Genomic DNA, 25,085 nt, shown 5'->3' with positions numbered 1-25,085 from the left:
CACGTCGCGTTACTTTGAATCAGCAGCATTGCCTATCAACTACTGACGATCGCCTTTCTGACCAAGATTACCGTGCAGGAACAGTGACGGGCAATCGTCTCAGGGATGTTGCCCTGAATTGCCTGTTGGAGTAGCCCTTCTCTACTTGCGCCGACTACAACCACATCGCACTGGTCTTTCTGTGCCATATCAATCACAGCATCAGACACTGAATTGGCACAGACTGGCAGTGTAATCACATTGGCTTGAAGCTGCCGTCTGAGGAAGCGGGCATCTTCATCTAGTAAGACCTCGCTTTGAGTCGTATCAGAGGGATGGAACACCTGACACAAACGAATTTCAGGCTGTTTACTGAGGGCAACAAGAGCTGGCAGGAGCTTGAGTGCGTGCTGTGAGTTGGGTCCACCGGCGATCGGCAGCAGCCAGCGCTCCAACGGCAGTAATGCTTGGTTCAGTTCGTTGCCTGCTGTTGGGGCATTCTTGCCGATTCGATGCGCACCAATAAGTTCACGGTAAGCACTATGCTTTTCTGTTTGGCGTTTACTAAAACCTTCGCCACTTTTAACTAGCACCACATCGCAACTTGCCTGTCGAATGATGGTATCGACAACGCTACCAAAGATGCGACCGGGGGTAGTGGTACTGCCTTTCCAACCCATTAGCAGCACATTGATGTGGCGATCAGCGATTGTTTCTAAAATGGCTTGCTCGATCGTGTGTGACGCTCGAATTTGAGTATGCACCGGAATTTGTTTGGCATTTCCCTGCCTGACTGCTTCCTTTAAAAGGCGACGGCTTAATGTAGTGTTTACTGCCACCTCTGCCGGTGAACTATGGCGCGGCACAGAAATCACCTGCAAACATTCGATTTCGTAATGGTGCTCCTGGGCAATCGCAAAGGCTAGCTGGAGCATCCCGTTTGCTGTTTGAGGGTTGCTAAGTGGCAGCAGTAAGCGTCCCCGTCCGGTAGCGGGCGATCGCGTTTGGTAAACTACATAGGATGGTTCTGCTCGTCCTCCTAAGCGATCGCCGCCCCTTAGCTGATCCGACTCAACCCGTAAAATGTCGCTGCGGGTGATAATTCCCACTAGCTTGCGGTGATCTGTCACGGGTAGGCGAGAGAGCTTGTAGCGAGAAAGCAAATAAAGGACGTGGCTCAACGTATCGGACGGGCTAACCGTGATAGGTTGCGGCGTCATGATCGCTTTTAAGGAGGCGGTGTTTGATAGCTGTCGCTGCGCCACCTTATCAAGGTCAGTTAAGGTGACAATGCCGACCAAGCGACTGTCATCCACTACTGGAAAACCACGGTGGTGCGATCGCGCAAATGCCTGCACTACTTCATCTAAGGACATTTGACTCGCCAGGGTTTCGACCTTTTGCTGCATCACGTCGGCGGCCGTTAGCCTTGCCCATAATCCGTCCTGGATAGCGGCTGGCTCAATACGGATACCTTTAAGCTCCAGAAGATGCGTATAGATTGAACCTGGAAACAGCCGCTCTGCTACAAGGTACGCTGTGACGGCGCTAATCATTAAAGGCAGCACTAGACTGAAGTTCGTTGTGATTTCAAAGACAACGACGATTGCTGTAATGGGTACCCTAACGGCCGCGCCCAAGAACGCTCCCATCCCCGTCAGAGCATAAATCACCGGGTCGCCGCCCAGAAACGCGCTTTCAGCCATACCCACTAGATGTCCCAGCGATGCGCCTAAGATCATACTGGGAACAAAAAGACCTCCTGGCACTTCCACACCACAGGCAATCATCGTTAAGCCAAACTGCACAATAAAGGCGAAAGCCACCATGCGCCAATCAGACTGACTGCTAGTGAGAAAGGCTTCTAGGGTATAGCTGCTACGGAAGGGCACAGGTAAGAGGGCAATGATTGTACCAGAGACTAACCCTGCTAGACCGATACGCCACATGGGACTCCAGGGCATCATCCGACGGCACCAGCGAATGCTGTAGAGAATACTGTGATTGAACAGCGCCGCTAGCATACCTGCCAGTAGCCCCAAAAGCAGAAAGAAAGGAATTTCTGACAGTGCAAAGCTTGCCTGATAGCGGAGTGGGTCAATGCCTAGATGCAGGTTTGGTCCTGCTAAGACACGCGATGTCACGCCACCAATAAACGATGCCAGGATAGCTGTACCCAATGTCAGACTGGAGAAATCCTGAAGGAGTTCTTCAATCACAAACATCACGCCCGCGATCGGGGCGTCAAAGCTAGCAGCTAAACCCGCAGCGGCTCCGGCTGCAATCAGTTGGCGTTGATGTTCAGGCGATGCTGGCAACCAACGGCTTAACTGTGCTGCCAGGGATGCCCCAATTTGTGTTGTCGGACCTTCGCGCCCCAGCGCGAACCCAGAACCCAAGGCTAAGGTTGTGCTGACCAGCTTGACGGCAGCAACGCGAAGGTTAAGTGCAGTCGGCACATATGCCAACGCAGCTTTCACCTGAGGAACACCACTGCCCAAAGCTTCTGGAGCCACCCGCTCGATCAACAAGCCAACCAAAAGCCCGCCGATCAAACCTACTGTTGGTATCAGCAACCAGGTTGGCTGTGACATCGCTTCTTTTAGCCGCCAGCCACCTACCCACTGAATGCTTTGCTTCAGCAGCACGGCTGCCAGTGCGGCAACGAGACCAATTAGGATTGCCTCAAGAATTGCCAGTCGCTTGGGAGTGAGCAGCAGAGTGATCGATTTGAACGTGACTGGAAACGGCATTAGCCAGCACTCATAAGGATATCCAAAGTAGCTGCTACCAAGCTAGTGACAGCAACACCATTAGATTAACCAATTGCTCAAGTCGCGCACGCAATATCTCTAGTTAACTGCACTGCTGCTTTCCATGAAGTTTGCAGTACAGCCGTTAGTGCAGGCAGTCAATATGCCCCGTTATCTTTTGGGTAAAGAATAACGCTAAGCGTCCGAGCGACAATACCCAAATCCATTAAAAGACTCCGGCAATTGACGTAATAGACATCAATTTGAACGCGTCTAGGGTAAGGAATGTCATTTCGCCCAGACACCTGCCATAGACCAGTAATGCCAGGACGAATACTGAAAACGCGATCGGCATAATTACCGTACCGTTCTAATTCTTCAGTCACGACTGGGCGTGGTCCAACGACACTCATATCTCCCTTGAGGACGTTTAAAAACTGCGGGAATTCATCCAAACTGGTAATTCGCAAGAAACGACCAATGCTTGTAATGCGAGGATCACGTCGCAGCTTGAAATTGCTTTGAAACTCTTGACGCAGACCAGGTGAGGTCTCCATCATCTCCATCAACACCTCATCGGCGTTTCGTACCATCGTTCTGAATTTAATGCAGCCAAACGGTTTGTAGTTTCTGCCAACGCGCTCTTGAACGTAAAAAATGGGACCACGGGAGCTGAACGCAATCAACGCAATCAGCAGAAGATAAACCGGAGAAAAGACAATTAGAACAGTCAGGGAAAATGTAATATCAAACAGCCGTTTGGCAAACTCTCCGTTTAAGCTTCTCTCAAGCAGCGATGTAAAACCACGCCTTAAGAATGCACGAATTGTCTTGCCAGAGATTAATTGGCTTTCGGCAGTCATTTTACTCCTTCACACATCCACACCACACCACACAGTCATTATCATAAAGCCACTCACCCCTTCTACGCAGTTTTTGCTGCCAATTCAGTTAAAAAATGATGCGATCGCAAAAAGAGGCAGCTCGTTACTAGTATCCAAAGGGCAGCTATGAGTGCTGACGGACAAAGCAATAAAGGCTTGCTCCGTGAGCGTTCTATCTCATATATCTGTCGACTGGCTATATTCGTCTGCCCTCTTATTGGTAGATGAAGGATGCTGCTGAAACTCGCCATAGCAACGCTCGATAAAGGATCGATAGCGATCTTGAAAAACGGTAGGGCTAAACGAGAGTGCGTGCGATCGTACAGCCTCCAAATTCAGTGCTGATTGATACCGTTCAAACGTTTTAACGGCATCCACAATCGCGCCTTCCGTTTGCTCATAAAATAAGACTCCAGTGCCCAGCTCACCATATTCTTTGACATCACGCACCGTCTCTAAAGTTCCCCCCAGTCCATAGGCAATGACAGGAGTACCGCATGCCTGCGCTTCTACTGGGGCAATGCCAAAATCTTCAAATGCCGCATAGACAAACGCTTTCGCCTGCGTCATGTATTGCTCCACCACGGCATCAGACTGCCAGCCCAACACCTGTACATTTGAGCGAGCAAGCTGCTGAATCTGCTTTAGCTCTGGACCATCACCGATAACGACTAAGGGTTTACCCAACCGATTGAACGCTTTAACAATCAGCGAGATTTTTTTGTAGCTGACGAGGCGCGAGACTGTCACATAAAAATCCTGCTTCTGCGGCTGAAAGCAAAACCGCTCGGTATCAACGGGTGGATAGATGACTGCTGCGGGACGACGATAGCAGCGCCAAATCCGCCGCGCTGTATGGTTAGAGTTGGCAATAAAGTAATCGACGCGATTTGCTGAAAGTACATCCCATTGCCGTATACGGTGGAGCAAGTAGCGTGTAAGCAGACCCTGTGCCCCTCGTCCAGCAGCACTGCTATGCAAATAGTCAAAGGTCATATCCCATGCATAGCGCATAGGCGCATGACAGTAACAGACATGGAGTTGATTCGCTCCTGTCAAAACGCCTTTTGCTACTGCATGAGAAGATGAGAGAATCACGTCATAACCACGTAGGTCAAGTTGCTCGATCGCCAACGGCAGCAATGGCAGATACTTTTGCACGCCGTTACGGGCAAAGGGGAACTGCTGTAAAAATGTGGTGCCGATCGTGCGTTTAAACAAATAGCTGTCAGGATTAGTCGATTCAAAATCAATCAGCGCGTAGACATCAGCCTCTACACTCTTGAGAATTTCCTGCACAACCAATTCGGAACCACCCGTAGCTTTGGGCGTTAACCATTCATGCACCAGCGCATACTTCAATGCCACAGCAGCCTTGCCTACAGCGTTTAACGATTTGTTCTGGTGCAACTATAGACGAATGACAGACGAATGCTGCGATCGATCGGTTTCCTAGTCCGTCAGCTTTGCCGTGACAGAGAGAAAGACAAGTGAACGATTTGTTTTTGAAGGGAATTTGACCTTTTACGAAAGGCTCGACAGACATAACTGTCGCGATCGCAGCGTTTCAAAAAAAAGACCAGCACTAAGGCTGGTCAGATCAAAACATACGTTGTTCTCTCAAATGGAAGGAAACTTGCCTGCGCGCTCCCAAACGTACAGTTAAGTTACTACTTTTTAGTATTCCCCCGGTTAGACATCATTGTAGCAAGATACACAAACTTTTTTTCATAAAAATTCACGCTTCTTGAATTTAAATCTTCCTAAAGAGCGATGGTAGAGTGATAAAACTCACTTGACCTCAGCAGATACACGGTAATAAGCTCTGGCTCCAATATGCAGCAGTTCCTTAATCGTCTCTTTATTGCTCCAACTCCAAGAGCAATTTGAAATCCTAATCTCCTAGCACTCCTAAGCTTTCCACTGCACTTAGGATTAAAGCCCTCAACTTAAAAGCAAGGTTTTGAGAGGGCAATAACACTGAGGCACGACGCCTCGTCCAGTTCAGTTATTGCAAGACATCGCACAGCAACATTGCTGCACGGAAGAACGGTCTGCAATACATTTATTTGTAGCAAGATTGTTCATCCACGAACCTACTGGCTGCACTCGTGCTTACTTACGCAACTACCTCTATTAAAACGATCCGTCTAGGGTTGAATGCGTTTGCTGTTTAGGAGACGGACGATCGCTGCACAGTCGCGCTAGATTGACACAGCAGTTTAATCCTTGGTGGTTAGTAGCTCTCCCTCTTCTGGGCAGAGCTACATAATTTGCGAGAGAACAAAGAGCAGGAGAAAGCTGTGCTTAACATTCTCTAGGACTACTTAAGCCGCTGTAATCCTAGAGAACCGAGCGACTACAGACCTACTACACGTCGTGAGTAAGGTGACGGCTCATACTTAATCGTTCCCATCAGCAGTGGCACACTGTTGTCATCGTTATAGCAACCTTCTGTATCTGTGCTGATGTTGTGGTCAGTCTAATGACCCTAAAGCTAGGTGTAAGGTTTAAAGAAGATAGCGTCAATTAGATTCGGCAGAGGAGTCAGTCTCACATCCACAAAGCTTTTATCCCAAGCGTTTGGACGTGCGCCACTGGCAGAAGCTGTGTCACATGAGGTTGTGTTATGTGAGCCTGTTCCGTATGGGTAGAGATAGCACTGTTACAAGCAGGTTCTGCTGATTCGCAACAGCGTATTGTCATACTCTCGCTCAAGCTTGAAGCACCGACTCTTGGAGTGTCTGACAAAGCCTCAGTCATAGCTGACTCCGCTGACGCTTGCATTGCAACCAGATTTTTTTGCTGCCACGCCATAATATCCTCCAGGTTTTCCCATGCTGGAGAAAAGGGTGGGATCGCTAGTGCACAAGCAGTCCAGGCACCCTGAACAGCAACATCAAGCTGCTGGCATTGTCCCCCACGCCGACCCTCTGGCGCGTAGTATTGGCAACGCCGACAAACGGATATGGAGGAAGACAAGGATTTCATATATGAGGCTTTTAAAGGTGTTATTCACTCCATTTTGGATGCAGCTTTTTTCTGACATTTACTTGATAAAGCGCTAGAGGCAGGATGGCTATTGAATCTGAGCGATCCCGGTTACAAAACAGGTTTTAGATTGTTTTCACTTTTATGAAATCAAGAGCAACATTTTTAATAGTGGATCTGACTTAGTCTCTTTACAAAAGGGCTGCATTTTGTTTGAAACGCCAGAGGGATCAAAGGCTATACAAACCAACCTCACTTTATATCAGGACATTTTTTGTCTCAAGCGAAGCTTCAAAAGAGCATCACAGAGTCCGTAAAATTAAGCAACTGGGTTGTCAACTTATAACTATCTGTATGTAATTCAACGGATGATCCCCGTCCCAAGCTTGCTAGAAAAGCATGTTCGTACATTTGCTCAAAGCATTTAGCAGTTCAGATAGAAAGCAAGCATCTGAAATTATTACAATGCAGCTGAGTCGTCACTCTTACCATTGTTTCGCGGCACAAAGCGAACAGAGCGCCCAACGCTTTAGTTCACCAGAGGGGGTAGGGCACTGACATTGCGGACAAAGCGGCATATTTTGAGTACGTGTCCGCATAATCTTTCTCCAGTGCTGGAAAGCAAGCAGCGGGTCTGTTAAGCGCTCTGACTGCGGCACGCCAGGCGATCGCACTGCATCCGTCAGACGGCTAGGGTGCTGCTGCCAGAGTTCTGTCTGTAGCTCTTCATTAAACGCCGATCGAGATTGTGTTTGCCATTGAGCATTAGAAAACCGAATATCCGTCAGCGATGCCGAGAGTAACACGTTGAGTTTTGCCAGAATGCGTTGACGCTCGAAAACTAGATTCTGTGCCCAAGCAGCACTTGATGTTGCTACTCGCAGCACCTCGTTATGCATTGAGAGTGGTCGAGTTTGAGCTGCCACTACTGGACCGACCGCTTCAACCCAAGCTTTGAGCAGCCGTTGAGAATACTGTTGGTCGCGCAACCGATAGCGATCGCCAAGTTGATCTAAAACGTGATCAATAGACTTGAAAGACATAGCGTCAATGAAAGTATGAAAGGAGTGCAGAATCGTGCAAAAAAGTGTATAACGTTAGCTCAGTGCCTAATGTAAACTGCGAGCAAGCAGAAAAATTGGGCGACAATGCATCTACAGAACACTCAAGGTTGATAGCCAGAGTTATATATAGTCTCAAATGTTATAGCCTGAATGCATAACAGGCGGCAGAGAGCAATCTAGCCGTTCAAACAAGAAGTTTTTTAATTGAGCAATTTAAAACAAGCTAGCGGCTCAATCATAGTTCGCTTCAAAAACCAACATTAAGTAAGCGTATTAGTAGAAGGTGAGTAATGCGTCAAAATCCTAAAGTAGAGCCACCGAATCAGTTACCTCAGCCGATCGCGCTTCATCCAGTCTTAAGTACTGCTTTAGCACATCTGGACATTCAGCTTGAAGATGAGTTGGTGCGCTATAGGCGGCAACGGACGGCTGCTGGACGTACTGTACGTCAACCCGGTCGCAAGCGCTCATCCGAGTCCCTTGATCTAATTGCAGTTTCAGCAACGGCGGGTGGAGTCAACACACCTGCCGCAAAGCCAGTACCATTGCTAGATCAGCGCCTAGCAGATGTTGCTGGACAAGCGGCTGTACCCGATACATATAAGCCAATACCCGCTTTTACAGCCACCCCCCAACCGTTTGACGGCGCGATCGCCCTTAGAACGGACAAGCAGTCCCAAGACAACGCCAACGACGTATCGCTGTCTGGCGGAGAGGATGCCCATGCCTTAGCTCAAGCTGGCAACCCTGACTTGGACGATTATTTGGAGTCGTCTGAAGAGTTGCTACGTAGCCTTGCAGACCAGCAAGCCGAAGTGCAAGCAGAGCGTCACTTTATGCAAAGTTTGCTTACACCATTAGGGGTGGGCGCGATGCTGCTGTTACTGCTTTCTAGCGCTATGTTTGGCTACGTCATCATGAATCCGTCTAGTTTGCCGTGGTTAACAGCAAAACGGACTAATGATGCTGGTTTGTCTCCAGAACCAGCCGCTGGTCAAAGGGCGATCGCTCCACCACAGCCCGATCTAGCCAAACGGGAACTCCCAGAGCTAAATTTGAACAATCTGGGCACCATTAACGTTAGTCCAGGAGCACCGTCTTCTACCGCTCTAAGCAAACAGGCTACGGCTACGCCTAGCAGTAAGCCAACGGTAACAACGACTGCACCTGTAGAATCTCAATCCAGCAACGAGCCTGCTGCACAAGTACCCATTCCAGCCGTAACCTCAAACTCTAGCCGTCCCTACGCACGCACTAGCGAACCACCCCAAACCGCTCCGCTCCGTGCCCCAGAGCCAGTGCAGCCACCTGTTGCACCCGTGCGTCGTGCGCCCGCAGTTACGGCTCCAGCCACAACTACAGCTCCAGCCGCAAGCGCTAGCAGCCAGTCTACAGGAGAGGCATCTAGCGCCTATCAATACAAAGTTGGAATTCCCTTTGAAAACGACCAGACGCTAGAAAATGCCCGAAAAGTTGTACCTGATGCTTTTGTCCGTACCTTGCCGGATGGCAAAACGATCGTGCAGGTTGGGGCAGCCCGCAACGAAACTGAACTGAAAGCAAACGTGGAACGCTTACGTGATCAGGGGCTCTCTTCTACTGAGGTCTATAAACGGTAGGAGGTACGAACTGAAAAGGTACGGTAGGATTGAGAAACGCTTTGAGTTTGGTATGGGAAGGCTTGCATTGAACTGCGTTACCACACCAACGGAAACTCAAAACTCGAAACTATTATCTCCGGAGAGCATATGGGACTTTTCGACCGAATCATGCGGGTGATTCGCGCTAACCTGAACAGCTTGGTAAGCGGTGCCGAAGATCCGGAGAAAATCCTGGAGCAAGCCGTGCTGGATATGCAGGAGGATTTGATCCAACTGCGGCAGGCTGTAGCACAAGCGATCGCAACCCAAAAGCGCACAGAACGACAATGCTCTCAGGCACAAACAACGGCTGATGAATGGTACCGTCGGGCACAGCTAGCGTTGCAAAAAGGCGAAGAGACACTGGCACGAGAAGCATTAACGCGACGAAAGTCTTACCAGGATACGGCAGAGGCAATGCGTTCGCAGATTGAACAGCAATCCACGATCGTGACTCAGCTTAAACAAAACATGATGAAGCTGGAGAGCAAAATCTCTGAAGCTAAGACTAAGAAAGATTTGTATATTGCTAGAGCGCGATCGGCAAAAGCATCCCAGCAGATTAACGACATGATGGGACGAGTTGGCACAGGCAGCGCAATTTCGGCTTTTGAGCGTATGGAAGAAAAAGTTTTGCAGCTTGAAGCCCAATCGGAAGCCGTTGCTGAACTTGGCACTGATGATTTGGAAAAACGTATTGCTGCCCTTGGGGAAGCCGACGAAGTAGAAGCCGAACTTGCCGCAATGAGAAACCAACTCACTGGCGGTTCTCCAACGGCTCAGCTTCCAGCAAGCCAGACAGCTAACAACTCTGAAACCGATCGAGAGCTAGATAATCTACGTCGGCAAATGCGAGAACTCTAGCAGAGTTACAGTAATCGCTGCTTAGTCGTGATGTCGATCGGTAAAGGACTAAAGAGGTGCTGCCTGACAAAAGTCCCGCGGGTTAGCGATCGTGCTGGCATAACGCTTCTGCAATGAGGCTCACAGCATTTCTGCTTGCCTATACTTACTATCCTTTAACCGACGCATCACCCAACAAGAACTTGCAGTTAATCGACTAGAGTTTGTCTGTTTTCAGTGCTGCTGCTTCCCAGGAGTTTCTCAAGGGTGTGCAAACCAGCAGCATCTTGGGAACCTTGAAAATAGATGATTGCTGAAGAAAAGAGGACGCACATGATATCAGCGAATACAAAGTATCGGTTAGTGACTAGAAGCGACTTTGATGGGCTGGTCTGTGCTGTTCTGCTGAAGGAACTGGACATGATTGATGAGATCAAGTTTGTTCATCCTAAAGATATGCAGGATGGCAAGATTGAGATTACGGCAAATGACATCACGACCAATTTACCCTACGTCGAAAGTGCTCATTTAGTCTTTGACCATCACTCCAGTGAAACGCTGAGAAATCAGGGGCAAAAAGAGAATTACATCATCAAACCCAACGCTCCTTCAGCCGCCAGAGTCGTTTACGAGCATTTTGGTGGGCACGAGCGCTTTCCTAATGTTTCGCCGCTGATGATGGCAGCCGTTGACAAAGCTGATTCTGCTCAATTTTCGATCGAGGAAGTACTCAATCCCAAAGGTTGGACATTATTAAACTTCTTAATGGACGCGAGGACAGGTTTAGGTCGCTTCAAGGATTTTCGCGTTTCTAACTACAACTTAATGATGCAGTTAATTGACTGCTGCAAAACACAGCCCATCGACGAAATTCTCACTTTGCCAGATGTACAAGAACGGGTTGAACTGTACTTTGAACAAGAGTCACGCTTCAAGGCTCAAATTCAAGCGTGTGCAACAGTCCATCAAAATTTAGTCGTGCTTGATCTACGTAATGAAGCGGTGATTTACGCTGGCAATCGATTCATGGTTTATGCACTCTTTCCAAAAACCAATATTTCAATTCATGTCATGTGGGGACGGCAGCAGCTCAATACCGTTTTTGCTACCGGAAAATCGATCTTTAATCGCTCGTCTAAGACGAACATTGGTGAGTTAATGCTTACCTATGGTGGCGGTGGACACGCCAATGCTGGTACTTGCCAAGTAGAAAACGATCGGGCAGAAGCAACACTAAAAGCGCTCATCGCCCAAATTACAGCCGACGGTTAAGCTAAAAGCTAAAGTGCAAAAATCAGTTTAAGAGCGCTGCCGTGCGAATGCTAAGTATCAGAGGTGCATTCCATACAACAGCCCTTACTCCGATTCTCGGAATACCAATTAATTTCTGAGTGTAGGTGCATCACGAACGATCGATTCCTCAGGCTCTACAAGTTCAATATGGGATGTGTCGAGAGGCGCGATTGTCTCTTTTGGTTGAGTCGGCGATTCACCATTTATCGCAGGGTTAGACTGGCTGCTATGCGACTGACTGACACCCATTCCTCTGGACGATCGCATCGCCACAAGAATATTTTTAAGAACGACAGCAGTTGGTACGGCTACAATCACGCCCAAGAGTCCACCGACACGCGCACCCGTTAAAATCGAGACAAAAATCCAGACTGGATTCAGCCCAGTAACACTACCCAGTACTCGTGGTGCCACTAAATTTTCGAGAATCTGCTGCACTAATAACGACGCGGCTAGCACCTTAACGCCTAAGCCGATGTCTCGCAGGGCTACGAGTAGAGTTACCAATGCAATACCAACAGAGCCACCAAAAGGCACAAGCGCCATCGCACCGATCGTTAATCCGAACAGCAACCCGAAGGGGACGGCTAGCCACAAAAAGATGAGGGTTAAAATTGACCCCATACAAGTGGACAGGATGAACTGACTTAAAAAGTAGTTCTGAAAGCTCAAGCGCAGCGTTTCTGAAAACGGCTTTTGCACTCTTACAGGTAGCCATTCTACAAGACTCTCCCAGAGCAAATCGCCATTTTGTAACAGATAAAATGTCAACACCAGCGTGAGCAACACATCTAACAAGCTGGTAACAGTGAAGACAGCAACGCTTAACGCCTGTGCCGCAATAAGCTGCAACTGACTCTTAAGGCGATCGTTTACCTGTTCTGCCAAGAGGCTTAAATCAAGCGGTAGGTTTGTCCCTTCTAGCTGTTGATTGAGGATAATGAGTTGCCGCTGTCCTGAGTCAAACCATTCAGGTAAGCGTGCTACCAGTTGACGGGCTTGATCAAGCGCACTCGGCAGTAATGTAATGCCACCCGCTAACAAGAGCGACAATGCCAGCAAGAATACAACGATTGCGGCTCGTCCACGTGGCACCCCCTGTCGCTGCATAAGGCTGACAGGGTAGTTAAGCAGGAAAGCAATCAGCGAGGCCGCTACCAAGATGACAATGAGAGAATGGAAGTAATCAGCGATCGCAAAGAGCGCCCAACCGTTCAGCACCAACAGCGGAGCCGCTAACAGAATGAGTAACGCCTTTGCAAGTGGAGAAAGCGTTTCCCACCAGAGCCGCAAACGTCCCTTATGTACCTCGTGAGCTTCAGCCTGGTGATCCGACATGGGCACCCGTAGTTCTTTACTCTACACCCTCTACCCTACACCCTAGACTTCGCAGTCACCCCTACCGATAGTTAGTAAATTGCAACGCGACGGGTAACTCTTCTTGCTTAAGACGCTGCATTACAGCTTGCAAATCGTCTTTTGCCTTAGCACTCACCCGTACCGAATCACCTTGAATCGATGGCTGCACTTTGTTGAACTCATCCCGAATCAGCTTGGAAATTTGCTTGGCAATCTCCTGGCTAATGCCCTTTCGCAGGGTAATCTCTTGCCGTACACGGTTGCCGCTAGACGATTCAACTTTGCCGTACTCAAAAATCTTTAGCGACAAATTACGTTTAGCAGCCTTCATATTCAGCAGGTTATGAACAGCTTCAAGGGTAAATTGGCTGTCAGTGCTGACTGTAATTGTGTCTTCGCTTAACTCAAGCGTCGTTTTAGTATCTTTCAGATCATAACGACTCTGAATTTCGCGCGTTGCTTGATCCAGGGCGTTAACTAACTCCTGACGATCGAACTCACTTACGACATCAAAGGAAAAGGATGCAGCCATAGGACTTGAAACTCTAGACTTTGGACGTTAATCGTTGGGCTTAGTTGAATCTTTGAGCTTTGCCCAGATGCCCCAGTCTATAGTCTACGATCGATTGTCTCAAGTCCAAGCACTAAATCTAGCCATCCTAAAGGAGCAACCACTTGTATAAGCAGTTAGCAGCTAGCGTTAAGATTCAAACGCGCTAGCATCTTGCAAACTAGACCAAAGCTAAAGAAAGTAGCGCTTGCGTCTTCAAACTCTACATCCTGACATTCATTTATCACTTTATAAGTGGCTTAATCTGCCGTAGGCGTGATGCTAATTCCAGAGCATTTTATTAAATCTTAGTCAAGTTTACTAATGATCATTAAGCCCTTATATCAATTGGTAGCGGCATGTTGCTACTTTCTATACCCAGAACCCCTTTGTAAGGTAAAAGGTTTTAAGGCTTAGTGCCATGACCTGAAGCGTTAGAGACACTTTAATGCCAACGTAAAACAGTATCCTGTCAGGAGTCGCCATGATGTTCAAAGCGATCGCAGTGTTTGGTACCGTTTTGATGCTAAGCAGTTTTGGCTCTGCTGCCTATGCCCAAGCAGAACCAATGGGTTCAGCCGCAGCCTTAGATGGATTGGAAGAACGCTCGGTGACAAGACCAGTACCTAACGCCCCTGTGCCATTATCACCGCAACGCAGTACAGATGTTCCAGGTGGTAGTGAGAGGGGATTTCAGTTAAATGACGTACAAATACTCATCCGCCCAGAGCGTGGAACTAGCCAGGTTGGTGTTTATCCAGCCGACGATCCGTCATCAGGCAATAAAGTGCAGGTACTTTATCGGCTTGACGAGTAAATTCAGCACTGCCCAGCTTTAGGGCAGACCTGCCTGGCACATAATCAAGCAATTGATTAGCGCCTTAAAAACTGTTTATTTAAGAGGTAGCGGTAAGCTTGTAGCTTTTTAAGCCCCTAGCCCCCTGAAACACGATCGCACCAGTGTAAAACTGCTATTTCAGCTTTTGGCGGATGAAGTTGAGAATTTGACTCATTTGCTTTTTCAAGCCATCAATTTCAGCTTGCATCTTCACAATTTTCTCGTTTAATGCTTCAATATCGCCTGCCGGAGCAGCAGCAGTGCTTGGTGGAGCCACTACTGGAGTAGGAGCAACCGCAGCAGGGCGACGCTTTGACTTCGCCATTGCGGCTTTGATGGCATCAATCAGTTCTTTTTGGTCAAACGGCTTCTGAACAAATTCAAAGTATTCAAATGGTTCCTGAAGTTTTTCAGTGACCTCTTCCTTGCGACCAGACATCAGCACCAGTGGGATCGCCTGCAAGTCTTGTTGAATCTGGATTTGCTGATAAACTTCCCAACCGCTAAGTCGTGGCAGCAAGAAATCTAACATGATTAGGTTAGGACGTTCCTGACGGATTAGGTTGAGTCCCTGAACGCCGTCTTTAGCCTCAAGGACTTCAAAATTGCCCTTTGGCAGCATATCCCGAACCATGTTTCGGATGACGTTGCTGTCATCAATGACCAGGATCTTGTGACTTGCCACAACTGAACTCCTCTGGTAGCGACTGCAAGGTGAATGAGTAATGAGTAAGGTGAAACGCCACAGTGTTTAGTGTGACTTGCTTCAGTGTGATTGTTTAATCCATTTGACAGCTTAGAAGCTGAAGGTGGACTAGCAACCATACTGCTAAGGATGAAGACTTAGATAGTAACAACTAAACAAGAAAATGTATCCAGGGTGAGCGGTAATCCTGCTGTAGCACCATCTAGTTTATAGCCTCAACGGGTCAGAATTATTTCTGATTAAGGGTGCTACGTCGATTTAGGGCAGTCATACTGCTGCCTCGAATCCTTTAACGAGCAATCCTTTAGAATTTGAGACAGCAATGTCTCATCCAATGTAGTGTGCCCAACTTTATGCCTGCTGAAACAAATGCCCTTGATTCTGTAGCTGCCCGTCGCGCTTCGTCCCTAGAGAACCTGCCAGCATGGTTAAAACGTCCAATCGGAAAGGCAAGCGAGCTTTCGACGGTGCAGCGGATTATCAAGCAGCGTCAGATTCACACAATTTGTGAAGAGGGGCGTTGTCCCAATCGAGGCGAGTGCTATGCCCAAAAGACGGCAACGTTCTTGCTAATGGGTCCTACCTGTACGCGATCGTGCGGTTTTTGTCAGGTGGATAAAGGACATGCACCGATGCCTCTAGATCCAGACGAGCCGCGAAAGGTGGCTGAGTCAGTGAGTTTGTTGAGACTGCGCTATGTGGTGCTGACATCAGTGACACGCGATGATTTGCCCGACCAGGGCGCAGGCTGGTTTGCACAGACGATCGCCCAAATTCGTTACCAGAATCCAGAGACGAAGGTCGAGGTGCTAACTCCAGATTTTTGGGGTGGACGAGATAATCCAGATGCTTTACAGCAGGAGCGCATTGCTAGGGTCGTAAGTGCCCAACCAGCTTGCTACAACCATAATATTGAAACCGTGCGGCGGCTTCAAGGTCCGGTGCGACGTGGGGCAAAATATGAGCGATCGCTGCGTGTTCTTAGTGTCGTCAAAGCATTGAATCCAGCGATCCCCACGAAATCGGGGCTGATGCTGGGGCTAGGTGAGACAGAGGCAGAGGTGCTGGAGACATTAGCTGATTTACGTGCCGTAGAGTGCGATCGCCTCACGATCGGGCAATATATGCGCCCTTCACTAGAGCACTTGCCTGTTGCAAAGTACTGGACACCCGCCGAGTTCGATTATCTGGGAGCAATTGCCCGTGAAATGGGCTTTGCCCATGTGCGATCGGGTCCACTGGTTCGCAGTTCCTACCATGCAGGAGAAGAAGACGCACAGCCAAGACGTTAAGATTCACCCAGGGATATAACCAACGTTAGCAATTCTTTGGTATGTCTTAAAAACGACACTTAAGGAGATTTTATTTATGACTGCTCGGGCTAAAAAACCAGCTTCTCCCGTAACAAAAACAGGTAAACCACCTTATCCGTTTCGCACCTTTTGGGCACTGTTGCTGCTAGGTGTCAATTTTGTGGTGGCGGCAATATATGCAGGCTATCTGAACATTTAATTCAGTTCACTGGTAGGGGCATTAGGTGTAGTGCCCCTACATAAGCGTTCGTGCACGATCGCCCCTCTCTCAAAGGGTGCCCCTGAAGATGCCTTGCGGACGGAACAGTAAGACCAGCACCATCATCACCAGGGCGACTGCAAGCTTGTATTCTGATGCTAGCCAGTACGTGCTGACTTCTTGGGCAATGCCAATGACGAATGCTCCAGCGATCGCGCCATAGGGATTGCCGATACCGCCTAGGATGACCGCCGCAAACAACGGCAAAATCAGAAACCATCCCATGTTGGGGCGTACTGCTTCAACCAAGCCCAACATACTGCCGCCGAGCGCAGTCAAACCACCCGCAATAATCCAAGTCCAGACAACTACGCGATCGACATCGATCCCCGTGACGCGAGCCAAGTCAATATCATCCGCAACGGCACGCATGGCTTTACCAATGCGGGTGTTTTTCAAGAGATAGTGAAGAGCTGCGATCGCCACAACTGCCAGCACCATGACGACAAGATTGTAATAAGCGATCCGCAACCCCAGCACGGGGATCGCTTCAGAAACGGGTAGGTTATAGCGCTGGTTGCCGCCGCCCCATAAAAAAATAATGCCGTTGCGAAGAAATAGCGCTAGACCGATCGAAATAATGATTAGCGTGGTCGAATTAGCGCGACGGGCACGCATAGGCGACCAGATAAGCTTCTCACTTAATAGCACTGCCAGAACCGTCATCCCTGCGCCTACTAGCATGGAGAGCCAGATGTTAAGTCCCGCTGTATTGACCAGCAGCGTCAGGTAGGCACCCAGGGTCATAAAATCGCCGTGGGCAAAGTTAGAAAGACGCAGAATGCCGTAGGTAAGGGTTAAACCGATCGATGCCAGGGCAATAATGCTGCCCACTGCAATGCCATTAACAACTAATTGCGCGAGTTGAGGGTCCATCAAAATTCGTTAAGTCGATCGCTTTGATTGTCCAGGATCACGGCGACCTTTGGAAAGTTTTTGTTGATCGACACACGACATTTGATGTCCTTACTTTTGGTAAGTATCAAGACTCACAGATGGTATCTCATCAAAGTTTCTGTGCCTCTAAAGAGCTGACGTTGCTGTAGAACAATCAGCTTGAATTTTATGCTAACGGCTGACGGCTCACGAGCGACCAACCTTGTCTGACGGCTGTGACCAATACCCACGGTAAGCAATCACAAGACCGCCTGTCGCTGTCGCTGCGAACGCAGGTGCTATAAGCGGAATCCAGCCTTGTTGCAAAAAAAGGCTGAAGACGATAACAGCCAAACTGAGTAAGAGCAACGTACCACTTAATGCCAACACCATCGGTTGCCGGATGTACCATGCTAGTGCGCCACCGATCGCTGCCCAGACTGCAATCCATAATGCTTCAACCCATTCAGACCAAAACCAGAAGAGCGATCGTCCTTCCAGAGCTGCGTCTAAAAGCTGGCTAACCATCTGTGCGTGCAGCAACACTCCAGCCATGCGGGGCGTCTCGTCACTAGCAGCACTATAGGGGGTAGAAAAGAGATCTTTACCGCTGGGTGCCGTTGTGCCAATCAGGACGACTTTATCCTTCACCCAATCAGGCTGAACCTTGCCGTTAAGAACATCGCTTAGGCTGACCTGCCGCGCGATCGCCCGTCCCCGGTATTTGAGCAAAACTTGATAGCCGCGAGCATCGATCGCCTGGTAGCCACCCGCCTGACTCTCTAACGGACTAAACTGTGTCTTGCCAAGCTGAAACAAGCCAGGATCATTGGAGCGTGGCTGAAGCGAAAGTTTTTGATTGGCAAGATAGGTCAGCGCCAACCGCAACGAAAAAGAATAAAAGGTCGTGGGACGTTTATCGACAGTCGCAGTGTGATTTACGGCACTGTCAGCAAACAGCAGGTTACGCCGCAATACATCACCTGGGTCAAGTACAAAGTCGTTGAACCCAATACGATCGAGAGGCACTCCTGGAGGCGCTGGTGCTGCCGGTGTAGCCGCGCTGCCCAGGTTGGTAATCGCAATAACGTTCGGTGCGTTGATTGCAGCCAAAAATTCTGTACGACCTGGCGGTTGGGGAATATCGCGTAATAGATCAAGCCCAATCACTCTAGGTTTAGCAGTCTGAAGTGTCGTGATTGCCTGCGCAAGGATATGATCGGCGACCGGAAAGCGCTTTTGAGCAGCAATATCAGCCTCGGTAATGCCCACCACCAGCAAGCGGTGATCCAAACCGGGGTCTGGGCTAACCTGCACCAAGCGATCATATGCCGCCAACTCTAGCGGTTGTAACCAACCCAACTGGCGCAGACCGAGTATCAACCCCGTGATTGCAAAGCTGGCAATGCCCACAGCGACCCTTGCCAACTTCCCCCTTGGTCTATTGTCAACGCCTAACACGCTTTCTGAGAGTGGCTGCGAGTGCGTTAACGCTAGTTGATCCGTTTGAGGCTGACTGGCACGATCAAGGGCACGGTTTAGAACCTCCGTTGGCAGGTACGTTGACAGCGTCATAGGTAGCTGCGTGTCATCTGCAACGATCTCAGTTGGATGATCTAAGGCATATAGTGCTGACTGAGCTGTCTGATAACGCTGACTAAAGTGGTAGCGCGTCATTTTCGTTAAAATGGCTGCCAAGCCAGGGCTTACCTGCGCCTGGTCACACCAAATTGCTTCGCCTGTTTCAGGATGAGTTGGCAGTTGAAAGGGCTGTAAGCCCGTCAGTGCCGTGATTGCCGTCATGCCCAGCGCATACAAATCACTGTTGTAGCGCGGTTTGCCCATCATTTGCTCACTCGGTCCATAGCCGTGTGTGCCAATGCCTACAGTCAGTTCGGTCTGACCCGGCACCATGCTTGTGATCTGCGTTTGAATTTCTTTAACAGCGCCAAAGTCAATCAGCACGAACTTGCCGTCTCGCTGCCGCCGAATCAAATTTCCGGGCTTAATATCGCGGTGAATGACATTGTTTTGATGCACAAACGTCAGAACTTGCAGCACGTCTCGGAGGAGAGCAGTCACGGTTGCTTCCTCAAGCCGTTTTGCCGCTGCCAGTTCATCACTTAACGGCTGCCCTTCAACGTATTCTTGCGCTAGATAAAACTCCTCGTTTTCCTCAAAATCAGCTAAGAGCGTAGGAATTTGGTCATGGCTACCTAACTTTCGCAAGGTCTCGACTTCGGTCGCAAAGAGGCGACGTGCGATCTGCAAGAATCCTGGTTCTTGATAAGCGGGCTTAAAGTGCTTAATGACACACTGAGGACGATCGGGTTGCAGAATATCTTCTGCAATATAGGTCTGCCCAAAACCACCACTGCCCAAAACCTGAATGATTCTGAAACGTCCGTTTAGCAGGGTTCCCATCATATAGCCCAGCCTTGATGAAGTTCACGGCTGCGAAAAAAGGGCATCCTGAGTGAGCAGTTGCAGCGCTGCTACCGATTGTGGCACACAAATTTGCAGGTTTAGAACTGCTCTTAACTTCGCTGTACCGTTGCCAGAATCTCGTCGAGAATCTCCTGTGCGCCCTGTTGGCGAAGACGTTGAGCAAGCTCCAGACCTAGCGCCTCAGCCTCTGTTGCCAAGCCAGCCACGCTATCTTTTGCCACTTTTTGTCCATCCAGGCTGATGACGATGCCAAGTAGTGTCAGCTGATCGCCCTCTAGAGTAGTGTTCACGCCGATCGGTACTTGACAGCCGCCTTCCAATGATCGCAAGAAAGAGCGTTCCGCATAGCAACGGTAGGCTGTTGGCTTATGCTCTAGTGCTTTAAGCAGTAACAATACTTCAGCATCATCGCCTCGACATTCAATACCAAGCGCCCCTTGCCCAACCGCGTGCAGCGAGATTTCTGCAGGAATAAATTGATGAATGCGGTCTGCCATGTTCAACCGCTGCAAGCCTGCCGCCGCTAAAATCAGCGCGTCATACTCGCCTGCATCCAGCTTCGCCAGCCGCGTATTCAAGTTTCCCCGTACATCTTTAAAGCTGAGATGGGGATAGTGGTGTCGCAGTTGCGCTAAGCGTCGGAGCGAAGACGTACCGACGATCGCCCCCTGTGGCAATGTGTCTAGCTGCTTGTCTTTGTGCTGTTCGTGAACTACCAGCGCATCGGCAGGGTTTTCGCGCTCAGTGACGCAGCCTAGAACCAGACCTTCTGGCAAGTGAGTCGGCAAATCTTTGAGGGAATGAACAGCAAAATCAATGTCACCATTGATCATGCCAACTTCTAACTCTTTCGTGAATAAACCTTTATCGCCAATTTTTGCCAGCGCTACATCCAGAATCTTGTCGCCCTGAGTACTCATAGTGTGTACTTCAAAGGTTCTCTCTGGAAAGGCTTTTTGCAATTGCTCTTGCACCCAATAGGTTTGCACCAGGGCTAACTGACTTTTGCGGGAACCAATGCGAATCGTACGAGCGGCAATCGGAGTTACGGTAGGCGACATAAATTCCAGGGCTTGAAACGAGCTTCAAAAGTCACTCCCTCCACATTACCGCAGTGTGTAACTCCTTTGGTGTGGGTCTTAAGCGGTGAAGCGTTACAGATAATTAAGCTGGAAGACAGGATATTCTGTGTAAACAGCAGCAAGCTTCAGAGCCTATGCGGGTCAAAAGAGTACTGCTTGCCCAGACCGTATCGTTAAAGACAATGGACAGAGGCACATACTGGAAGACTTAGATAGACTTGCTCCCCTAGCAACCTGCCCTGTATTGCTTTGTGTCATGCTGAATGCTGGTAAAAAATCCCCTACTGCTGTTAATGGGGCTGGGAATGAATCAGCAAAAGCGAATTGCCATCACGCTCTTTAGACGTTTGCACGATCGCCAATGACTTCTACAACCGCTCAACCCGCTGATCTGGAAAGCTTTTCTGCCGAGTTAACTGGACTAGAGATCATTACTGACCCGGCTCAACTCACAAAACTTTCGCAGGACTACTACACTTTTAGCCCTATTCTGCAACCGCTACTAGACGGCAAGCGAGGCGATGTTGTGGTGCGCCCAACAACAGAAGCAGCGGTCATACAGGTGGTAACCGCCTGCGTTAAACGGAGGCTCCCCCTGACGGTGCGTGGTGCAGGGACAGGTAATTACGGACAGTGTGTGCCACTTCAGGGTGGAGTTATTCTTGACTTATCGAGAATGCAGGCAGTGAAATGGGTCAAACCAGGGATCGCGTGTGTGGAACCAGGAGTGAAGCTAGCGGCTCTGGATAAAGAGACACGAAGTAGCGGCTGGGAGATTCGGATGTTGCCTTCTACCTACCGTACAGCGACGATTGGCGGTTTTATTGGTGGCGGCAGCGGGGGCATTGGCTCGATCACTTATGGGCAAATTCGCGATCGCGGCAACCTCCTTGCAGTACGAGTCGTTACGGTAGAAGATGAACCTCGCGTGATTGAGCTACGCGGCGATGATGTTTACAAAGTCGCTCACGCCTATGGCACCAACGGCATCATCACAGAGCTAGAAATTCCCCTTGCACCAGCTTATGCCTGGGCAGAGGCAATTGTAGCCTTCCCCGATTTCATGACAGCGGCTCGGTTTGGGCAAGTCTTTAGCGATAGTGATGGCATGATCAAAAAGCTCGTCTGCATCTGCGCCGATCCCATCCCCACCTATTTCGCCGCGTTTCGCAATATGATTCCTGCTGGCAGTCATTGCGCTTTAGTTTTAGTTGCAGAATCGTCTCTAGAACCCTTTGCAGCCCTGGTGAGCGAGTACAACGGCACTATCTGTTTGCAAAAAAGCGCCCAAGAAGCGAGCAGGGGAAGCACACTGGTTGAGTACTCCTGGAATCACACCACGCTCCATGCCCGCAGCGTTGATCCATCTCTCACCTACCTGCAAACCATGTTTCCGTCCGATAAGGAATTGAAGTTGGTGGAGCGGATGTATCAGCATTTTGGCGATGAGGTGATGATGCATCTGGAGTTTATTCGGATGGGTGGCGAAGCAATACCTGCCGCCTTGCAGATTGTTCGTTACACCACTCCAGAGCGCCTAGCAGAAATTATTCGCTACCACGAAGACAATGGTGCCTTCATTGCCAATCCACACACCTTCGTTTTAGAAGATGGTGGCAGGAAGACGGTTGACGTAGAACAGTTGCGCTTTAAGGAAAGGGTTGATCCCTATGGGTTGCTGAATCCCGGCAAGATGCGAGCTTGGGCAGAGCGGAAGTAGGGAACTGAGGGAACGGAAAAGTTTTAGTTTTGTAGCTGCTGCCTCTGCCTCCCCTGCTCTCTTGCCTCTCCGCTTCCTCTAAGAATCAATAATAAATAACTCCGATCGCCTCCTCCCAAAACTTCTTTACCCAGGACGCTATGATTATAATGAGGTTAAGTTGTGTAAAGAAAATTGTCTACAACGGTTGAGTCTCCTGACAGCGTTGCGTTGCCAACAATCTGGCACCCGATCGACCCCCTTTGGCAAGGAGACGACAAAGTGGTGCAGCAGGGTCTCCCTCATCACCAGTTAGCACCAACCTGGCAAATGCTGATGCTGGGCGACGGTTCACCCACACGCCACTTGCAACTCCTGACTGGCGAACCAACAGAAGTTGACGTAATTGATATGTCAGCCATTGGGATGGATGAAGACAATGCTCCAAGGCAACTTCAGGTAGTGCCGGGTCCGCGTGTACGGCGGCAGGTGTGGTTGCGAACCGCTTCAGGGCAACGTCTCGCTTATGCTACATCCTGGTGGGAAGCCAGCCATGTGGATGACTACTTGCAAAATCGATCGCTCCCCATCTGGGCAAGCCTCGCACGTCTACGCACAGAACTGTATCGCGATGTGCAGGGTATCTACTACGGTCATTCAGCGCCGTTGGAATTAGCATTTGGGCAAACGGGACCACTCTGGGGGCGACATTATTTGTTCTGGCATCACGGTCAACCGCTGACGCTCATTTATGAGGTCTTTTCGCCATACCTGACCAAGTATCTTGGCGCGACCCGGTTAGACTGCTGCTAGAGCGATCGCGTCTCTCGCTCAAGAGTGTCAATGGAGCGATCGCCTCATTCAAAATCAAACAGCATGATGAAGGACAATCGCAGTAGGAGCGAGCTTTGTGAGACTGTTCAGGAAGCCGTCAAAATTGGGCATCCATTGCTAATTACGCTATCCTGAGCAATATCTGAAGTTTGAAACAAAGCCTCAAAAATCACCTCATTTCTGGAGAATGCAACATGGCTTGGCGCGGGTCTATTTCTCCCACAGACCGGATCTTTGCTTGCTTAGTTTACTTGTTACCGCTGCTAGACGTGATTGGCATGGTCTATAGAGTAGTTGGATCTGGCTCCTTCCTCAGTCCAATTTTCAATGCCATTGCGCTGCCGCTTGCACCGCTTTTAAGCGCCTACTATGGTTTTGGCGGCTTCATGCCCCTGATCATCTTTTTTGCACTCTTTTTGTTGGTAGTCAGAAACGAGTCGATCGTGCATTTCATTCGTTTTAATGCGATGCAGTCAATTCTGTTTGGCATCGTGTTGAGCTTAATTTCGATCCTCTGGCGCTATGCTCTCTCGGGGATCTTACAAGGCACCTTGCTAGAACAGACATTGTTTAACACGATCTTTCTAGGTGTAGTAGCGGCTGTGGGTTACTCGGTCGTGCAGTCGGCAATGGGTCGCTACGCTGAAATTCCAACCATTTCGGATGCGGCTTATACTCAGGTTCGTTAAGGGTTAGGGTTTGTCAGAATCAAACAAGTCGGCTTACAAGCGGAAAGCTTTAGCGATTAGAGGTCTTCCGCTTGTAGCTGAGAATCTAGCAGAGGCTCGGGCGATCGCAGCGCAACAGTGTTGTCAAGGTAGCCAATGCCTTCGATCTCAACACGAACGCGATCGCCCACTTGCAGCGCTCCCACACCTTCAGGCGTACCCGTTAGTACCACATCTCCTGGCAGTAAAGTAATCGCTTGACTGATGTAAGACACCAAAACGTCTGGTGGAAAAACCATCTGATCGATAAAAGCAGACTGTACAGGTTTGGATGCATCATTCACAAACGTTTGTAGCCGAGCGCCAGGACTTACATCTCGCACAATCCACGGACCTAAAGGGCAAAACGTATCAAACCCTTTAGCGCGTGTCCACTGACCATCCTTGCGCTGTAGATCGCGGGCAGTAACATCATTGGCGATCGTGTAGCCCCAAATTTTCCCTTGCGCCTGTTCGGGCGTGCAGTCTACACAACGTTCGCCAATCACCAACGCTAACTCGCCCTCATAATCAACGCGACGCGACTGCGAGGGATAAAGAATGATGCCATCTGTAGCAATGACAGCGGTGGATGGCTTCATAAACAACAGCGGTTCGTCAGGCACAGGCGTTCCCATTTCGGCTGCATGATCCGCATAGTTTTTACCAACAGCCACTACTTTTGAGGGCGCACAGGGTGCTAGAAGGCTGTAAGTTTCCGCCGCCAGCTCTAAATCTGTTAAATGACCATTCAGCCAGGGTGGCGCATCTAGCACCTGTACTTCTCGTCCAAGCTGGAGTAGCCCGTAGTGAATCTGCCCATCTGCCGCTTGAACCCGAACGTAGCGCTGTGCCATAACTCAGACGATTCCTCACACATCGAGAAAAACTTTAAACTATTCGTTCGACACTGACGACAGAATCGCTCGATCACTCTGCCTTAGCAGACTCGTATTTAAACCTATCA

General features: G+C 49.4%; 21 protein-coding genes. 9 read left to right on the top strand and 12 right to left on the bottom strand.

What is annotated here, in order from left to right:
- Nucleotides 1-35: 35 nt before the first annotated feature.
- From H6F76_RS24870 to H6F76_RS24850, 5 genes are all read right to left on the bottom strand, one after another.
- Nucleotides 36-2,732, bottom strand: a complete 2,697-nt coding sequence (locus H6F76_RS24870; RefSeq protein ID WP_190512275.1) for a chloride channel protein — start codon at nt 2,730-2,732, stop codon at nt 36-38.
- 158 nt (nt 2,733-2,890) lie between these two features.
- A complete protein-coding gene (locus H6F76_RS24865) occupies nt 2,891-3,595 on the bottom strand; it encodes a sugar transferase (protein WP_190453511.1) in 705 nt (234 codons plus the stop codon).
- A 198-nt stretch (nt 3,596-3,793) separates the two neighbouring features.
- The gene (locus tag H6F76_RS24860; RefSeq protein ID WP_190512274.1) at nt 3,794-4,984 is read right to left on the bottom strand and encodes a glycosyltransferase; all 1,191 of its coding nucleotides are present in this window, start codon (nt 4,982-4,984) and stop codon (nt 3,794-3,796) included.
- Between the two features lie 1,185 nt (nt 4,985-6,169).
- A complete protein-coding gene (locus H6F76_RS24855; protein WP_190512272.1) occupies nt 6,170-6,607 on the bottom strand; it encodes a hypothetical protein in 438 nt (145 codons plus the stop codon).
- Nucleotides 6,608-7,092: 485 nt separating this feature from the next.
- Nucleotides 7,093-7,650 (bottom strand): DUF721 domain-containing protein, encoded by a 558-nt coding sequence (locus H6F76_RS24850; RefSeq protein WP_190453521.1) that lies wholly within the window; start codon nt 7,648-7,650, stop codon nt 7,093-7,095.
- 311 nt (nt 7,651-7,961) lie between these two features.
- Between H6F76_RS24850 and H6F76_RS24845 the strand changes: the two genes are divergently transcribed.
- The 3 genes from H6F76_RS24845 to H6F76_RS24835 all read left to right on the top strand — a co-directional run bounded on the left by H6F76_RS24845 (nt 7,962) and on the right by H6F76_RS24835 (nt 11,426).
- Nucleotides 7,962-9,290 carry a hypothetical protein gene (locus tag H6F76_RS24845; protein ID WP_190512270.1) on the top strand — a complete coding sequence of 443 codons (1,329 nt, stop codon included), beginning with the start codon at nt 7,962-7,964 and terminating at the stop codon, nt 9,288-9,290.
- Nucleotides 9,291-9,419: 129 nt separating this feature from the next.
- The gene (locus tag H6F76_RS24840) at nt 9,420-10,175 is read left to right on the top strand and encodes a PspA/IM30 family protein (protein WP_190512268.1); all 756 of its coding nucleotides are present in this window, start codon (nt 9,420-9,422) and stop codon (nt 10,173-10,175) included.
- Nucleotides 10,176-10,487: 312 nt separating this feature from the next.
- Nucleotides 10,488-11,426, top strand: coding sequence for an exopolyphosphatase (locus H6F76_RS24835; protein ID WP_190512266.1), 939 nt, complete (start codon nt 10,488-10,490; stop codon nt 11,424-11,426).
- Nucleotides 11,427-11,534: 108 nt separating this feature from the next.
- On the opposite strand, the gene H6F76_RS24830 is transcribed toward H6F76_RS24835, so the two are convergent.
- Nucleotides 11,535-12,785 carry an AI-2E family transporter gene (locus H6F76_RS24830; protein ID WP_190512264.1) on the bottom strand — a complete coding sequence of 417 codons (1,251 nt, stop codon included), beginning with the start codon at nt 12,783-12,785 and terminating at the stop codon, nt 11,535-11,537.
- 61 nt (nt 12,786-12,846) lie between these two features.
- Nucleotides 12,847-13,338, bottom strand: a complete 492-nt coding sequence (locus H6F76_RS24825) for a YajQ family cyclic di-GMP-binding protein (RefSeq protein WP_190453538.1) — start codon at nt 13,336-13,338, stop codon at nt 12,847-12,849.
- 502 nt (nt 13,339-13,840) lie between these two features.
- Here H6F76_RS24825 and H6F76_RS24820 point away from each other — a divergent pair.
- A complete protein-coding gene (locus tag H6F76_RS24820; protein ID WP_190453541.1) occupies nt 13,841-14,173 on the top strand; it encodes a hypothetical protein in 333 nt (110 codons plus the stop codon).
- A 154-nt stretch (nt 14,174-14,327) separates the two neighbouring features.
- Here H6F76_RS24820 and H6F76_RS24815 read toward each other — a convergent pair whose 3' ends face one another.
- Nucleotides 14,328-14,879 (bottom strand): response regulator, encoded by a 552-nt coding sequence (locus H6F76_RS24815; protein WP_190453544.1) that lies wholly within the window; start codon nt 14,877-14,879, stop codon nt 14,328-14,330.
- Between the two features lie 374 nt (nt 14,880-15,253).
- On the opposite strand from H6F76_RS24815, the gene lipA reads away from it, so the two are divergent.
- A complete protein-coding gene (lipA, locus tag H6F76_RS24810) occupies nt 15,254-16,192 on the top strand; it encodes a lipoyl synthase (RefSeq protein WP_190512262.1) in 939 nt (312 codons plus the stop codon).
- A 76-nt stretch (nt 16,193-16,268) separates the two neighbouring features.
- Entirely contained in the window at nt 16,269-16,412 is a 144-nt protein-coding gene (psaX, locus tag H6F76_RS24805) for a photosystem I protein PsaX (RefSeq protein ID WP_190453549.1), read from the top strand.
- 69 nt (nt 16,413-16,481) lie between these two features.
- Here psaX and H6F76_RS24800 read toward each other — a convergent pair whose 3' ends face one another.
- The 3 genes from H6F76_RS24800 to hemC form a co-directional block, all read right to left on the bottom strand.
- Nucleotides 16,482-17,348 (bottom strand): branched-chain amino acid ABC transporter permease, encoded by an 867-nt coding sequence (locus H6F76_RS24800; RefSeq protein ID WP_190512260.1) that lies wholly within the window; start codon nt 17,346-17,348, stop codon nt 16,482-16,484.
- A 207-nt stretch (nt 17,349-17,555) separates the two neighbouring features.
- On the bottom strand, nt 17,556-19,775 hold the full coding sequence (locus tag H6F76_RS24795; protein WP_190512258.1) for a CHASE2 domain-containing protein: 2,220 nt from the start codon (nt 19,773-19,775) through the stop codon (nt 17,556-17,558).
- Between the two features lie 110 nt (nt 19,776-19,885).
- Nucleotides 19,886-20,857: a hydroxymethylbilane synthase gene (hemC, locus tag H6F76_RS24790; RefSeq protein ID WP_190512256.1), complete on the bottom strand. Its 972-nt coding sequence runs from the start codon at nt 20,855-20,857 to the stop codon at nt 19,886-19,888.
- Between the two features lie 382 nt (nt 20,858-21,239).
- Here hemC and H6F76_RS24785 point away from each other — a divergent pair, with 382 nt between their 5' ends.
- From H6F76_RS24785 to H6F76_RS24775, 3 genes are all read left to right on the top strand, one after another.
- Complete coding sequence (locus H6F76_RS24785; RefSeq protein WP_190512254.1) at nt 21,240-22,598, top strand: FAD-binding oxidoreductase; 1,359 nt, start codon at nt 21,240-21,242, stop codon at nt 22,596-22,598.
- A gap of 174 nt (nt 22,599-22,772) precedes the next feature.
- A complete protein-coding gene (locus H6F76_RS24780; RefSeq protein WP_190512252.1) occupies nt 22,773-23,390 on the top strand; it encodes a chorismate lyase in 618 nt (205 codons plus the stop codon).
- A gap of 215 nt (nt 23,391-23,605) precedes the next feature.
- Nucleotides 23,606-24,100, top strand: coding sequence for a Tic20 family protein (locus tag H6F76_RS24775; RefSeq protein WP_190453568.1), 495 nt, complete (start codon nt 23,606-23,608; stop codon nt 24,098-24,100).
- Between the two features lie 56 nt (nt 24,101-24,156).
- On the opposite strand, the gene H6F76_RS24770 is transcribed toward H6F76_RS24775, so the two are convergent.
- On the bottom strand, nt 24,157-24,975 hold the full coding sequence (locus H6F76_RS24770) for a fumarylacetoacetate hydrolase family protein (protein ID WP_190453572.1): 819 nt from the start codon (nt 24,973-24,975) through the stop codon (nt 24,157-24,159).
- Nucleotides 24,976-25,085 lie beyond the last annotated feature (110 nt).

The organism is Leptolyngbya sp. FACHB-321 (genome assembly GCF_014695975.1).
Classification (GTDB): Bacteria; Cyanobacteriota; Cyanobacteriia; order Leptolyngbyales; family Leptolyngbyaceae; genus Stenomitos.
This window is presented reverse-complemented; position numbering and strand designations above follow the sequence as displayed.

Coding starts and splice junctions, on each gene's coding strand:
- H6F76_RS24870 (WP_190512275.1), bottom strand. CDS start 2,732: ATGCCGTTTCCAGTCACGTTCAAATCGATCACTCTGCTGCTCACTCCC.
- H6F76_RS24865 (WP_190453511.1), bottom strand. CDS start 3,595: ATGACTGCCGAAAGCCAATTAATCTCTGGCAAGACAATTCGTGCATTC.
- H6F76_RS24855 (WP_190512272.1), bottom strand. CDS start 6,607: ATGAAATCCTTGTCTTCCTCCATATCCGTTTGTCGGCGTTGCCAATAC.
- H6F76_RS24850 (WP_190453521.1), bottom strand. CDS start 7,650: ATGTCTTTCAAGTCTATTGATCACGTTTTAGATCAACTTGGCGATCGC.
- H6F76_RS24845 (WP_190512270.1), top strand. CDS start 7,962: ATGCGTCAAAATCCTAAAGTAGAGCCACCGAATCAGTTACCTCAGCCG.
- H6F76_RS24840 (WP_190512268.1), top strand. CDS start 9,420: ATGGGACTTTTCGACCGAATCATGCGGGTGATTCGCGCTAACCTGAAC.
- H6F76_RS24835 (WP_190512266.1), top strand. CDS start 10,488: ATGATATCAGCGAATACAAAGTATCGGTTAGTGACTAGAAGCGACTTT.
- H6F76_RS24830 (WP_190512264.1), bottom strand. CDS start 12,785: ATGTCGGATCACCAGGCTGAAGCTCACGAGGTACATAAGGGACGTTTG.
- H6F76_RS24825 (WP_190453538.1), bottom strand. CDS start 13,338: ATGGCTGCATCCTTTTCCTTTGATGTCGTAAGTGAGTTCGATCGTCAG.
- H6F76_RS24820 (WP_190453541.1), top strand. CDS start 13,841: ATGATGTTCAAAGCGATCGCAGTGTTTGGTACCGTTTTGATGCTAAGC.
- lipA (WP_190512262.1), top strand. CDS start 15,254: ATGCCTGCTGAAACAAATGCCCTTGATTCTGTAGCTGCCCGTCGCGCT.
- psaX (WP_190453549.1), top strand. CDS start 16,269: ATGACTGCTCGGGCTAAAAAACCAGCTTCTCCCGTAACAAAAACAGGT.
- H6F76_RS24800 (WP_190512260.1), bottom strand. CDS start 17,348: ATGGACCCTCAACTCGCGCAATTAGTTGTTAATGGCATTGCAGTGGGC.
- H6F76_RS24795 (WP_190512258.1), bottom strand. CDS start 19,775: ATGATGGGAACCCTGCTAAACGGACGTTTCAGAATCATTCAGGTTTTG.
- hemC (WP_190512256.1), bottom strand. CDS start 20,857: ATGTCGCCTACCGTAACTCCGATTGCCGCTCGTACGATTCGCATTGGT.
- H6F76_RS24785 (WP_190512254.1), top strand. CDS start 21,240: ATGACTTCTACAACCGCTCAACCCGCTGATCTGGAAAGCTTTTCTGCC.
- H6F76_RS24775 (WP_190453568.1), top strand. CDS start 23,606: ATGGCTTGGCGCGGGTCTATTTCTCCCACAGACCGGATCTTTGCTTGC.
- H6F76_RS24770 (WP_190453572.1), bottom strand. CDS start 24,975: ATGGCACAGCGCTACGTTCGGGTTCAAGCGGCAGATGGGCAGATTCAC.